Raw genomic sequence first — 13,462 nt, forward strand, 5'->3', positions numbered from 1 at the left:
TTCGCTCCCTTTTTCATGTTTCCGGAGCCGCATCAAGCGAGATGCGGACCATCAACCTAGCGCCGGGTTTCGACCTGGGTCAGCGGCTCCTGGGAAACCGGCGGAAGCGGTTTGCGCTCGCGCGGTACTCGGGGCGGGGCGCTGATCGCGGCCGAAGCTTCCTGGGCCGCACGCAGCTTTTCCGGGTCCGTCACGGCCAGGGTCAGTCCTGCCTTTGCCAATACTTCCTGCAGGCGGTCGACTTCCATGGAAACCGGCGCCGTGGTTGCAGGTGCAGGTGCAGGTGCAGGTGCAGGTGCAGGTGCAGGTGCAGGTGCAGGTGCAGCCAGCGGTTCGGCCATGGTTTCCACGGGAACCGTGTCGACCAGAGCGCTTTCGGCCGGCGCTGACTGCGGTGCCACCTCGGATTCCGGTTGCTGCGTCGCCGGCGTCTCGACGGCCGGGGCCATTTCCGAACCCGATTCCGGCGCCATCGGCGCGGCGACAGCCGCCGGCGCCATGGATTCCGGAGCCTCAACCGTTTCCTTCGGCTGCGCTGCTTCGATGGTCTCTCCAGCCGCCACCGGTGCGACTTGCGATAACGAAGGAGCGGCATCGCTCATCGATACCGTCGCGGCATGGGCGTCCGGATGTTCCTGGGAATTCACCATCGAGCCTGTTTCGGGTTCGGTAACTTCCCTGATGGTGGTTACCGTGACTTGCGATGCGACTTCGGTGATTTCCAGTTGAATGCCGTCATTAGCGGCAGCCATGTCGCCGTTAGCGGCTTCACTGCCTACCGCGCTCAACTCGCCGGTTTCACGGTCGCGGCGATTGCGATTGCGGCCTCCGCGGCGGCGGCGGCGGCGGCGCTCCTCGCCTTGTTCGCCAGTGCCTTCGTCGGTGCCCTCGCCATTGAGTGCGATGTCCGTTTCGGTTGCCGCAAATTCGGCTACGGCTACAGGTGCGGCAGCTGTGAAATTGACGTCACTTGCCGCCTGCGACGGGTTCAGCAATTCATCGACTGGCGCTTCCTTGCGTTCCTCGCGCTGACGCTGCTGGCGTTCGCCGCGCTCACGGCGGCCCTGGCCTTCACCACCTTCGCGTGCCTCACGGGGCTCACGCGGTTCGCGTGGCTCACGCTGCTCTCTCGGCTCGCGCTGCTCCCGGGGCTCCTTCGGCTGGCGCGGCTGGCGCGGAACCGGGGCTTCTGCGACAGTTGCTGCAACCTTGGCGGTTTCTTCGCGGCCAGGCGCATCATTGCGACTGACTTCGCGTTCTTCGCCGCGCTCGCGACGGCCATTGCGGCCGCTGCGGTTGCGATTGCGGTTGCCGCGATCGCTGCGTTCGCGGCTCTGCTGCGGTTTTTCTTCAACGACGGGTGCGGGCGCGGGTGCGGGCGCAACCGGCTTCTTGCGGAAGAAACCGAACATGCGGCTGAGAAAGCCTTCTTCCGACGGCGGCAGCACCGGTGCAGGCGCCGGCATGGGAGCGGCGACCGGCTTGCGCTCGACGATGGGAGCTGGCTGGTCCGGCGTAATGCCCTTGACCACGGCTTCCTGGCGCGGCCGCACTTCTTCCTTCTGGCGCTTGCCGTAACTGATGTCGGTATCGGCTTCCTCTGCCATATCGTAGCTGGCATGTGCCTCTTCCAGGCGCGGATCGTCATGCTTGATGCGCTCAAGCTTGTAATGCGGGGTCTCGAGGTGCTTGTTCGGGATAAGAACCACCGAGACACGGTGCCGCGTCTCGATTTTCAGGATCTCGCCGCGCTTTTCATTCAACAGGAATGCAGCAACGTCGACCGGAGCCTGCACATGGATGGCCGCCGAATTTTCCTTCATCGCCTCTTCCTGGATGATGCGCAGCACCTGCAGCGCGGAAGATTCGGTGTCGCGGATATGGCCGGTACCGTTGCAGCGCGGACAGGTGACGTGGCTGCCTTCGGACAGGGAGGGGCGCAGGCGCTGGCGGGACAGTTCCATCAGGCCAAAGCGGGAAATCTTGCCCATCTGGACGCGGGCGCGGTCATAACGCAGCGCATCCTTGAGCCGGGTTTCGACTTCGCGCTGGTTCTTCGCATTCTCCATGTCGATGAAATCGATCACGATCAGGCCGCCGAGATCGCGCAGGCGCAATTGGCGCGCAACTTCGTCGGCGGCTTCGAGATTGGTATGGAGAGCGGTGGTTTCGATGTCGGCGCCGCGGGTTGCGCGTGCCGAGTTGACATCGATGGAGACGAGTGCTTCGGTATGGTCGATGACGATGGCGCCGCCGGAGGGCAGGGGCACGGTGCGGGAATACGCGGTTTCGATCTGGTGTTCGATCTGGAAGCGCGAGAATAGCGGCACGTCGTCGCGGTAGCGCTTGACCCGGTGCACCATGTCGGGCATCACATGGGACATGAACTGCTGGGCCTGCTCGTAGATTTCGTCGGTGTCGATCAGGATTTCACCGATGTCGGGCTGGAAATAGTCGCGGATCGCGCGGATCACCAGCGAGGATTCCTGGTAGATCAGGAATGCGCCTGCGGCGGACTGGCCGGCGCCTTCGATCGCTCGCCACAGCTGCATCAGGTAATTCAAGTCCCACTGCAGTTCCTCGACATTGCGGCCGATACCGGCGGTGCGGGCAATGACGGACATGCCAGTGGGGAGGTCAAGCTTGTCCATGGTTTCGCGCAGTTCCTGCCGGTCTTCGCCTTCGACCCGGCGAGAGACTCCGCCGCCGCGCGGATTGTTGGGCATCAGGACCAGATAGCGGCCGGCGAGGGAGATGAAGGACGTTAGGGCGGCGCCCTTGTTGCCGCGCTCTTCCTTCTCGACCTGGACCATGATTTCCTGGCCTTCGCGCAACGCTTCCTTGATGGAGCAGTTGCGGACGTCGACGCCGTCCTTGAAGTAGCTGCGCGCCACTTCCTTGAAGGGCAGGAAACCGTGGCGTTCTTCTCCGTAATTGACGAAGCAGGCTTCGAGAGAGGGTTCGATGCGGGTAATGACACCCTTGTAGATATTCGATTTGCGCTGTTCGCGGCCCGTCGTCTCGATATCAATGTCGATGAGTTTCTGCCCATCGACAATCGCCACGCGCAGTTCTTCCTGCTGCGTGGCGTTGAACAACATGCGTTTCATTATTTGTGCTCCGTGACTCTCAGGTCATTTTCTAATGCGGCATAGGCGAGGTCGCCCATGCTGCGTGGTACATGGATGTACGCGGGAACGGAGTGCTTGAGGAGGGAATTGCCTTATTGTGCGGGATGCAATCCAGATGATCGTGGTCGCAAATGGGCCGCAGCGGGGCGCGAATGAAGTTGATCCGTCTGCCGGACGCGCTCCTCATCCGCACTGCGCGCATCGAATCCATCGAGCGCAGCGTCAGGCAATGAGCATGTTAATCGAACCAAATAAACCATGAGTTCAAGCAGTATCGGCAAAACGGCGTTCAACTTCACCAACCAGCGAGCATCCCGACAGGGGCATGCTCGCCAGACTTATCCTTAATATTCAAGCATTCATGTCCAGCATCGATGCGCGGTGTCCGGTCACAACAGCGGTGCGACCCCGACTCGCGCAAGGATGATGCATACACATCTTTTCCATCGAATTTGCAACTCGCGGAGGCCGATGGAGACGCCCCTGTGTAGAATGTGCTTTTTATTCTTACACTCGCGCCGATCTGTAACCGGTGCGAAACAATTATATATTCAAAATGAAGGACTTAGCGAGATTTTCTGGGGAGCGTCCAGTTTCCGAACCGCCTCATCCGCATTCCCAGGCCGCCGCTCAAGTCCGTCTGGTGACTATTTCAGACGAAGAAGCCGATCAGCGTATTGATAATTTTCTATTGCGCGTTTGCAAAGGCGTACCCAAAAGCCATATCTACCGGGTGTTACGTTCCGGGGAAGTGCGAGTCAACAAGGGACGGATCGACCAGACCTATCGGCTGAAGGAAGGCGACGTGGTCCGCATTCCGCCGGTACGGGTTGCCGAGAAGCCGGAAAACACCGTACCGGCAGCGGAATTCAATATCCTGCTGGAAGACAACCATCTGCTTGTCATCGACAAGCCGGCTGGAGTGGCGGTGCACGGCGGCTCTGGCGTCAGCTATGGCGTCATCGAGCAATTGCGCGCGTCGAGACCGCAGGCAAAATTCCTGGAGCTCGTTCACCGGCTGGACCGCGAGACATCCGGCATCCTGCTGCTAGCAAAGAAAAGGTCGGCGCTGACCAATTTGCATGAACAGATTCGGGAGGGAGAGATCGACAAGCGCTATCTCGCTCTCGTGCAGGGAGATTGGCAGAATGCGCGCCAGCATATCAAGTTGCCATTGTATAAATACAATACCCCCGACGGCGAACGCAGGGTTCGGGTCCAGGCGGATGGACTTGCCTCCCATACCGTGTTCAACCTGGTGCGCAGGTTCGGCGAGTTTGCGCTGCTCGAGGCGGAGTTGAAGACGGGGCGGACCCACCAGATCCGGGTGCATCTCGCCTCCAGTGGATTTCCCATCGTGGGCGACGACAAGTATGGCGATTTTGCCCTCAATCGCGCCATGCAAAAGGCCGACGGCGGGCGAATCGCGCTGAAGCGCATGTTTCTCCATGCCTACCAGATAACATTCCGGCATCCCGAACATGGGAAGCCGGTCACGCTCAATGCGCCGCTTGCAAGGGAGTGCGAGCAATTTCTGAAAAGCCTTGGCCAGGCAGGCACCTGAAAAAATTTAAAACTTTCCATCAACCACGTCTAACAATGAGCAGTTTGCGCTGCGCCGGAACATGCCTAGAAAGAAATTTGATCTGATTGTTTTTGATTGGGATGGCACATTGATGGATAGCACGGCCACCATCGTGACGTGCATACAGGCGGCGGCGAAAGACCTTGGCTTGCCCGTGCCTGACAATAAGCAAGCTGCTTACGTGATCGGTCTGGGATTGCATGAGGCCATGCAGACGGTGCTGCCGGGACTGGATGCAAAACACTATCCGCACATGGTCGAGCGTTATCGCTTTCATTACCTCACCAAGGACAAGGGATTGACCCTGTTTGACGGTGTACGTGAAATGCTGTCCGATCTGTCCCAACAGGGCTATTTCCTTGCGGTTGCAACCGGCAAGAGCCGGGTTGGACTGAATCGGGCACTCGATGCGGCCAACCTGCTATCGGTATTCGATGCCACCCGCTGCGCGGACGAGACTTTTTCCAAGCCTCACCCCGCGATGCTGCAGGAACTGACGCGGGAACTGGGGCAGGATATGTCCCGTACCGTAATGATCGGCGACACGACGCATGACTTGCAAATGGCGATCAATGCCGGTGCGGCGGGAATCGCCGTGCATTACGGAGCCCATGAAGAGCCGGAGCTGGATGAGTTGTCACAGATTTTTGCGGCGAGTTCTGTTGCTGACCTTCACGCATGGCTTAACGAGAATGCATAATTGCACCATGGATAATCCGAGTATTCCGATCTGCGAATCATCGGTGCTGGAAGAGGGGGGGAAAGGAATTAGATTTCCCGTCATCGCTGGCGGCGGCGCGGGGACCGGCTTCGTGGTCCGCTATGACAGCCGGGTCTACGCCTACCTCAACCGGTGCGCCCATGTGCCGATCGAACTCGACTGGAACGAAGGTGAATTTTTCGATTCCGGCGGCTTGTACCTGATGTGTTCCACCCATGGCGCGCTTTACACTCCGGAGGATGGACGCTGCGCGGGCGGCCCGTGCCGTGGTGGGCGACTCCGTGCCATCACCGTATATGAGAGAAACGGGCAGGTGTACTGGGAGCCCGATGACTATGTAAAACCAACCACGGCTTGAAAAAGCCGTAACGCTGGACAACATCCACAATGAGTGAAAACAACTACGAGCAGCATGGCCAGCAAGGCCCAATTGCGTCGGGCGGTGCCCCGCGCCGGGAAGGATGGGAGCGCGAAGTGCTGGAAAAACTGGCATTCGCTACGCTGGCCGAACAGCGGTCGCGCCGTCGCTGGAACATCTTCTTTCGCTTCATGACCCTGGGCGTGATCGCGCTGGGAATATGGATGACGTTCGGCATGACCAACAAGGAAGACCAAGTCGTCGGCCCGCATACCGCGCTCATCGAGATCGACGGCACGATCGAATCAGGTACCCCCGGTGCGGCGGATGCAGTGATTCCCGCATTGAACCGTGCTTATTCCGACGCCAATGCGGTTGGCATAGTCTTGCGCATCAACAGTCCCGGGGGAAGCCCGGTTCAAGCCGGCATCATCAATGACGAAATCCAGCGCTTGCGCAAGGAATTTCCGAAGAAGCCCCTGTACGTGGTCGTTGATGAAATATGCGCTTCGGGCGGATATTACATCGCGGCAGCGGCTGATAAGATCTTTGTCAACAAGGCAAGCATCGTCGGTTCAATCGGCGTGCTGATGGAAGGCTTTGGCTTCACCGGCCTGATGGACAAGGTCGGCGTAGAGCGGCGCCTGATGACGGCGGGTGAAAATAAGGGCTTCATGGATCCATTCAGCCCGCAGTCCACCAAGCAAAAGACCTTTGCCCAGGACATGCTCAATGAAGTACACCAGCAATTCATCGACGTGGTTCGACAGGGTCGCGGCAATCGCCTGAAGGAAACGCCGGAGACCTTTTCGGGCCTTTTCTGGAGCGGATCGAAGTCGGTCGAAATGGGGCTCGCCGATGGATTCGGAACCGTTGATTCCGTGGCCCGCGACGAATTGAAGGCCGAGGACATCATCGACTATACCCAGCACGAAGGGCTGTCCGAACGGCTGCTGAAGAAATTTGGTGGAGCAGTTGGTACTGCGGTCATGGCATCGATATCGAGCAGTTCGGGCAAGCCCAGCCTGCGTTGAGAAAGTGCAGGGGAGAAGGGGCGCCGTCAGGGGCACTTTTCCCTTGAATCTTCAAGCTCGATGTTTATACTGCACTTGTCCGGTCTCGTTTCGATCCTTCGAATGCATAAGATGTACGCAGCAAGGAAAAACTTTTGAGTCGGACAATCTCCGCCACGTCCGAGACGCGGCTTGAGAGGTGTCGATTCCTCTCTGAACTGCCCGATGGGCATGCAAAACGGCGGCGCAATACCGCCGTTTTGCGCATGTGTGCCCGGCTTTGTACGGGCCGGATTGATACCGCGCTGTGCGGCCGATCCCCGTCATGCTGATCTTCGCTATTCGGCAAGCAGCAGGAAGACAGTCGGTTTCTTGTGAAAGTCGGGCGTCCTGCCTGCTGCAATTTCGCTCTTCCATTTTCCGGCGGTCTGCGTCCTGATTGTTTCCGAGGAGAGGCTAAGATCTGTTGCAACACATACGAGCGTGGATGCATGACAAATGCTGGCAATCGCATCAAGCAGTGCTCCATTACGATAGGGCGTCTCGATGAACAGTTGGGTTTGACGTTCGCTTCGCGACCTGTCCTCAAGCGTCTTCAGTCGCTTTGCCCGCTGTCCCGCGTCGGTCGGAAGATAGCCATTGAAGGCAAAACTCTGTCCATTCAGTCCACTGGACATGACTGCCAGCAGCAGCGATGACGGTCCGACAAGTGGCTTGACCCTGATGCCGGACGCATGCGCAAGACGTACGAGATTCGCGCCGGGATCCGCGACTGCAGGCACGCCGGCTTCGGAAATCAGCCCGGCATCTTCGCCCGCCGCGAGCGGAGCCAGCAGCTCCGGCAACTCCCTTGCTTCGGTGTTGACATTGAGCTCCTTGATGCGGATGTCTTGCAAGGGGCGTGCGAGCGGGTGTGTAAGGCCCACAAGCTTGAGATGCGCGCGGGTAGTCTTTGCATTTTCTGCAATGAAATAAGGCAGTGCTGCGGTAATGGCGCGGACATGCTCGGGAATCACGGCGGCCAGCGGATCGGCGGAAGCGTCATCGTTCAAGCCGAGCGTATTGGGAATCAGGTAGAGGGTTCCGGTCATGGCGATTCGGTAAAGAAGTTTACTCCCGCGTGGCGAAGCATGGTGCAAAGCGCGATCAGCGGCAGGCCGGTCAATGCCGTCGGATCGGTGCTTTCGATTTTTTCAAGCAGGGCAATCCCTAGACCTTCGTTCTTGGCACTGCCCGCGCAATCATAGGGCTGCTCGATTCGCAGGTAGTTATCCAGTTCGTGATCGGGCAGATTCCGGAACTTGACGACGGTACGAACGTTTTCGATTTGCACCACCGACTGCGAATCCGGTATGCGCCCGTCCCAAAGGCACAGTGCAGTATGGAATACGACTTCGCGCCCGCGCATCATGCGCAGTTGCTCCAGTGCGTTCTCATGGCTGCCCGGTTTTCCGATCTGCATGCCATCCAGAGTCGCAACCTGGTCCGACCCGATGACCAGTGCGTCCGGAACCTGCCTTGCTACGGCAGCCGCCTTCAGGCCTGCCAGCCTAAGCGCTGTCGCATCAGGCGTTTCTGCGAGCAGCGGGCTCTCATCTATGTCGGGCGAGATGCACTCGAAGGCCAGATGCAGGCGGGATAACAATTCGCGCCGATACTGCGAGCTTGAGGCAAGGATGAGGCGCGGAAAATGATGATGAACAAGCATGGGTGCGCAGGGAATTCAAGAACAGGCTGGATAAAACCGGTCTAAGGCTTTGACGAATAAGGGAAAAGCCTGTTATTATCGCAGGTTTTCCGGGTTCGTCTTGATATGAATGCCTTGTTAATAGACGCGTTCGAGTTCTGCCGGCTCAAGGAGCAGCGCAACGGCGAGTTTCAGGTCGGTGCATTGCCGCGGCTGGCGGAAGAGTCCGTGGATCGTTCTGGTTCCGTAGCATGGTCATTGCAAGGCGGCAGCAATCTGCATGGTCATCCCCAGATGATACTGTCTGTGTCCGGGAAGGTTCGCCTGCTTTGCCAGCGATGCCTGACTCCGCTGGACTTTGCAATCGAGTCCGGTGCGGTGCTGGTGCTCGCGCCTGACGAGGGCAGTGCAGACGAGATCGACGCATTGCTGTCCGACGAAGAAGTGGAAGTGATAGTCGGAAGCCATGCATTCGACATTCAGCAGCTTGTCGAGGACGAGGCATTGTTGACCATACCTCTCTCGCCAAAGCACGACGCCTGCGAGGGCCAGCAGATGCCTGACGCGACGGCGGAAGTGGTAAAGGAGTCACCGTTCGCGGTGCTCAGGAATTTGAAGAAATAACGTGGCAAAGCGGTACATGATGCACGCCGCCTAACAAGTGCAGCAAAGTTTCCCGGCAAGCAATAGGATGCTGAACGGGATATGTTAAAATTTCAGATCTTAAGGTTTAGGAGTCATCATGGCTGTTCAACAGAACAAAAAATCCCCTTCGAAGCGTGGTATGCATCGTTCGCACGATCACCTGAGCGTTCCGCCGCTGGCTGTTGAGCCGACGACTGGCGAAACACATCTGCGCCACCACATCAGCCCTAACGGCTACTATCGTGGACGCAAGGTCCTCAAGACCAAGAACGACGAGTAATCTCGCTCTTTTTTCGAAGCTAAAGGCGGCGCAGAGAGTTTGACTTGGCGCCGTTTTTTCATATGCTGAACAAGCGCTTCGCGTCATTTTGAATCACGCCAGACCTGGCCCGCTAGGCGGTTAGAGCGCGGTACTGAGTCAAAACAATGACAATAAAAATTTCCATCGATTGCATGGGCGGTGATCATGGCCCATCGGTCACCATTCCCGCGGCGGTTTCATTCGTCAGTCATGAGCAGGATGCAGAGCTCATTCTGGTTGGTCTTGAAGATGTGATCAGGGCCGAGCTGAAAAAACTCAATGCTTCCGCCCACCCGCGCCTCACTGTTGTCCACGCCACGGAAATCGTCGGCATGGATGATCCCATCGAGGTCGCGCTGCGCCGCAAGAAAGATTCCTCCATGCGCGTTGCCGTCACCCTGATCAAGGAGGGCAAGGCAGACGCATGCGTCTCGGCCGGCAATACCGGCGCCCTGATGGCCGTGTCCCGTTACGTGCTCAAGACCATACCCGGGGTCGATCGGCCGGCAATCTGCTTTCCGATGCCAAACCAGAAGGATTCGCCAACCTACATGCTAGACCTGGGGGCCAACGTCGACTGCGAGCCGCAGCACCTGCACCAGTTCGCATTGATGGGATCGGCACTGGTATCTGCGCTCGAGGGCAAGGCCAAGCCAACGGTAGGCCTGTTGAATATCGGCGAAGAGGATATCAAGGGCAACGAAGTCGTCAAGCAGACTGCGGCCCTGTTGCGCGCGGATCATGAAAAGGGCACGCTCAACTTTTACGGCAACGTCGAAGGCAACGATATTTTCGAAGGAACGACCGACATCGTCGTATGCGACGGATTTGTCGGCAATGTCGTCCTCAAGGCATCGGAAGGACTGGGCCGCTTCCTGAAAAATATCGTCAAGAGCGAATTCAAGAGCAATGCCATCAACATGCTCGGCGCCGTGATAGCCCAAGGCGCGCTCAAGTCGATTTCCCAGCGCATGAATCCTTCCCGCTACAATGGTGCAAGCCTGCTCGGCTTGCGCGGTCTTGTGTTCAAGAGCCACGGCGGCGAAGATGCCTATGGCTATGAATGGGCAATCAAGCGGGCTTACGAAGCGGCCCGGCATGATGTACTGTCTCGCATTTCGACAACAATTGCCGAACTGATGCCTCAGCCGAGCGGCGCATCTGCATCCGATGCCGCAGGCGCATCCAATGCACTGATCTAACCGGATAAAAGACCGCATGACCCTCTACAGCAAAATCGCAGGTACGGGCAGCTATCTGCCGCCCAGGCGCGTGACCAATCAGGAGCTTGCAGCCCAATTGGCCGAGCAGGGCATCGAAACCTCGGACGAATGGATCGTCTCGCGCAGTGGCATTTCTGCGAGGCATTACGCTGACAAGGGCGTGATGGCCAGCGATCTGGCGGTCGAGGCCTCGCGTCAGGCAATCGACATGGCTGGCCTGGCGCCCAACGATATCGATCTCATCATTCTCGCCACGTCCACGCCTGATCATTTCGGCGGTTTCCCGAGCACGGCGTGCGTCGTCCAGCGCAAGCTGGGCATCGCCAATGCCTGCGCGGCCGTCGACGTGCAGGCGGTCTGCAGCGGCTTCGTCTATGCAATGTCCATGGCGGACAGTTTCATCCGCTCGGGAACGCACCGCAATGTCCTCGTCATCGGTGCCGAGATCTTCTCGCGCATTCTCGATTTCAAGGACAGAACGACCTGCGTGCTGTTCGGCGACGGCGCCGGTGCCGTGGTGCTGACACCGTCGGCCGAACCCGGCGTGCTTGCGACCAAGTTGCACGCGGACGGCAGCCATGGCGACATTCTCTGCATTCCGGGAAATGTCAGCAACGGCGCGGTGGTGGGCAGCGCGTTCCTGCACATGGATGGCCAGGCGGTCTTCAAGCTTGCCGTCTCCGTGCTGGAAAAGGTCGCCAACGAGGCCTTGAAGGCAGCCGACATGACCGCCGGGCAAATAGACTGGCTCATACCCCATCAGGCCAATATCCGCATCATGCAGGGAACGGCCAAGAAGCTCGGCCTGCCCCTGGAAAAAATGGTGGTCACAGTCGACCAGCATGGCAATACATCGGCAGCGTCGATACCGCTGGCGCTGGACGCTGCGGTGAGAGACGGCCGTGTCAAGCCCGGTCACAACGTCATGATGGAAGGCGTGGGCGGCGGCTTCACCTGGGGTGCGGTTCTCGCACGAATGTAATCACTTTCAAATACTCGCATGACCAAATTCGCTTTTGTTTTTCCGGGCCAGGGTTCTCAGGCTGTCGGCATGCTGAACGGTTTCGCCGGCAATGCTGTAGTTGAACAAACCGTTGCGGAAGCATCCGATGCCCTGCAGTTCGACCTAGGCAAGCTGATCGCCGAAGGCCCGAAGGAAGATCTCGATCTGACGACCAATACGCAGCCCGTCATGCTTACCGCCGCGGTGGCGATGTACCGCGCCTGGATTGCCGCCGGAGGAAAGGTTCCGGCGATCGTCGCAGGTCATAGCCTCGGCGAATACTCGGCGCTGGTCGCCGCCGGCGTGATCGCTTTCCGCGATGCCGTTCCCCTCGTGCGCTATCGCGCGCAGGTCATGCAGGAGGCCGTGCCGGTCGGTCAGGGCGGCATGGCGGCGATTCTGGGCTTGTCCGACAGCGACGTCCGTGCCGCTTGCGAAGAGGCCGCGCAGGGGCAGGTCGTTGAAGCGGTCAACTTCAACGCACCCTCGCAAGTCGTCATCGCCGGACACAAGAGCGCGGTCGAACGCGCATGCGAAGCGGCCAAGGCCAAGGGCGCCAAGCGGGCGCTGCCACTGCCGGTGTCCGCGCCATTCCACTCCTCCCTGTTAAAGCCCGCATCGGACCGCTTGCGCGACTATATGCAAGCGCTTAACTTCTCGGCGCCGCAAATCCCACTGGTTAACAATGTGGATGTGGCCATCGTGAATGATCCGGCGGCGATCAAGGACGCCCTCGTGCGCCAGGCTGCGAGTCCGGTGCGCTGGGTGGAAAGCATTCAGAAGATGGCAACCGAAGGTATAACCCATGTCGTCGAATGCGGCCCTGGAAAGGTCTTGGCCGGACTGACGAAACGTATCAACGGCGATCTGATTGGTGACGCGATCATCGATCAGGCCACTCTCGAAAAAGTGCTGGAGGCGATCAATTGAATTTAAGCAATCAAGTTGCGCTGGTAACCGGTGCATCCCGCGGCATCGGACGTGCTATTGCACTGGAGCTTGCCAGGCAAGGGGCGAAAGTAATCGGTACGGCAACCTCGGAAGCCGGTGCAGCCGCGATCACAGAGTATCTGACTGCCGCGCAAGCCGGTTCGGGAAAGGGCGTCGTGCTCAATGTGACCGATGCCGAGCGCTGCAGTGCCGTCGTCGATGAAGTGCAGAAGGAATTCGGGAGCCTCTCCATCTTGGTCAATAATGCCGGCATTACGCAGGACCAGTTGGCGATGCGGATGAAGGATGAAGAATGGGATGCGGTCATTTCGACCAATCTGACCGCGGTTGGCCGGCTTTCGCGACTGGTGCTTCGCGGCATGATGAAGGCACGCAGCGGCCGCATCATCAATATCACTTCGGTGGTCGGCTCTGCCGGAAATGCGGGGCAGATGAATTATGCGGCCGCCAAGGCCGGTGTCGCAGGCATGAGCCGCGCACTGGCCCGTGAGATCGGCAGCCGCAACATCACGGTCAATTGCATCGCTCCGGGATTCATCGACACCGACATGACGCGCGAGCTCGGGGAGCAGCAAGTTGCGACATTGATGCAGCAGATTCCCCTGGCTCGTTTCGGTCAGCCAGAGGATATCGCTGCAGCCGTTGCCTTCCTTGCTTCGCCGCAAGCCGGCTACATTACCGGCACCACATTGCATGTCAATGGCGGCATGTACATGAGTTAAAAAGAGTATTGAGAGCAATTGGCCGACGTTCGCAGCTTGATCGAAACAAAAGCCAAAAATGAATTTTCGTTGCGCAAACCTGATAAAATGCGCGCACTTTCTGTAACCCACTGGAGGGATAA

13 protein-coding genes are annotated in these 13,462 nt (G+C 58.7%); 10 read left to right on the forward strand and 3 right to left on the reverse strand.

Annotation, left to right across the window (positions count from 1 at the left end):
* Positions 1–56: 56 nt before the first annotated feature.
* Positions 57–3,110 carry an Rne/Rng family ribonuclease gene (locus RY831_RS22705; RefSeq protein ID WP_326508663.1) on the reverse strand — a complete coding sequence of 1,018 codons (3,054 nt, stop codon included), beginning with the start codon at positions 3,108–3,110 and terminating at the stop codon, positions 57–59.
* A gap of 577 nt (positions 3,111–3,687) precedes the next feature.
* On the opposite strand from RY831_RS22705, the gene rluC reads away from it, so the two are divergent.
* From rluC to RY831_RS22725, 4 genes are all read left to right on the forward strand, one after another.
* The gene (gene rluC, locus RY831_RS22710) at positions 3,688–4,695 is read left to right on the forward strand and encodes a 23S rRNA pseudouridine(955/2504/2580) synthase RluC (RefSeq protein WP_326508664.1); all 1,008 of its coding nucleotides are present in this window, start codon (positions 3,688–3,690) and stop codon (positions 4,693–4,695) included.
* A 61-nt stretch (positions 4,696–4,756) separates the two neighbouring features.
* Positions 4,757–5,416, forward strand: a complete 660-nt coding sequence (locus tag RY831_RS22715) for an HAD-IIIA family hydrolase (RefSeq protein ID WP_326508665.1) — start codon at positions 4,757–4,759, stop codon at positions 5,414–5,416.
* 7 nt (positions 5,417–5,423) lie between these two features.
* The gene (locus RY831_RS22720) at positions 5,424–5,795 is read left to right on the forward strand and encodes a Rieske (2Fe-2S) protein (protein WP_326508666.1); all 372 of its coding nucleotides are present in this window, start codon (positions 5,424–5,426) and stop codon (positions 5,793–5,795) included.
* A gap of 29 nt (positions 5,796–5,824) precedes the next feature.
* Positions 5,825–6,829, forward strand: coding sequence for a S49 family peptidase (locus RY831_RS22725; protein WP_326508667.1), 1,005 nt, complete (start codon positions 5,825–5,827; stop codon positions 6,827–6,829).
* A gap of 317 nt (positions 6,830–7,146) precedes the next feature.
* On the opposite strand, the gene RY831_RS22730 is transcribed toward RY831_RS22725, so the two are convergent.
* Positions 7,147–7,899, reverse strand: coding sequence for an SAM-dependent methyltransferase (locus tag RY831_RS22730; protein WP_326508668.1), 753 nt, complete (start codon positions 7,897–7,899; stop codon positions 7,147–7,149).
* Positions 7,896–8,516, reverse strand: coding sequence for a Maf-like protein (locus tag RY831_RS22735; RefSeq protein WP_326508669.1), 621 nt, complete (start codon positions 8,514–8,516; stop codon positions 7,896–7,898). Before RY831_RS22735 ends, RY831_RS22730 begins: the two co-directional genes overlap by 4 nt.
* Before the next feature lie 105 nt (positions 8,517–8,621).
* Between RY831_RS22735 and RY831_RS22740 the strand changes: the two genes are divergently transcribed.
* The 6 genes from RY831_RS22740 (at position 8,622) to fabG (ending at position 13,340) form a co-directional block, all read left to right on the forward strand.
* Positions 8,622–9,119: a YceD family protein gene (locus RY831_RS22740; protein ID WP_326508670.1), complete on the forward strand. Its 498-nt coding sequence runs from the start codon at positions 8,622–8,624 to the stop codon at positions 9,117–9,119.
* A gap of 118 nt (positions 9,120–9,237) precedes the next feature.
* Positions 9,238–9,420: a 50S ribosomal protein L32 gene (gene rpmF, locus RY831_RS22745; protein ID WP_057293158.1), complete on the forward strand. Its 183-nt coding sequence runs from the start codon at positions 9,238–9,240 to the stop codon at positions 9,418–9,420.
* 146 nt (positions 9,421–9,566) lie between these two features.
* Positions 9,567–10,643, forward strand: a complete 1,077-nt coding sequence (plsX, locus tag RY831_RS22750; protein ID WP_326508671.1) for a phosphate acyltransferase PlsX — start codon at positions 9,567–9,569, stop codon at positions 10,641–10,643.
* Positions 10,644–10,659: 16 nt separating this feature from the next.
* A complete protein-coding gene (locus RY831_RS22755; RefSeq protein WP_326508672.1) occupies positions 10,660–11,646 on the forward strand; it encodes a beta-ketoacyl-ACP synthase III in 987 nt (328 codons plus the stop codon).
* Between the two features lie 18 nt (positions 11,647–11,664).
* Positions 11,665–12,597: an ACP S-malonyltransferase gene (fabD, locus tag RY831_RS22760; protein ID WP_326508673.1), complete on the forward strand. Its 933-nt coding sequence runs from the start codon at positions 11,665–11,667 to the stop codon at positions 12,595–12,597.
* Positions 12,594–13,340, forward strand: coding sequence for a 3-oxoacyl-ACP reductase FabG (fabG, locus tag RY831_RS22765; RefSeq protein ID WP_326508674.1), 747 nt, complete (start codon positions 12,594–12,596; stop codon positions 13,338–13,340). Before fabD ends, fabG begins: the two co-directional genes overlap by 4 nt.
* Positions 13,341–13,462 lie beyond the last annotated feature (122 nt).

Source organism: Noviherbaspirillum album (genome assembly GCF_035916955.1).
Classification (GTDB): domain Bacteria; phylum Pseudomonadota; class Gammaproteobacteria; order Burkholderiales; family Burkholderiaceae_D; genus Noviherbaspirillum; species Noviherbaspirillum album.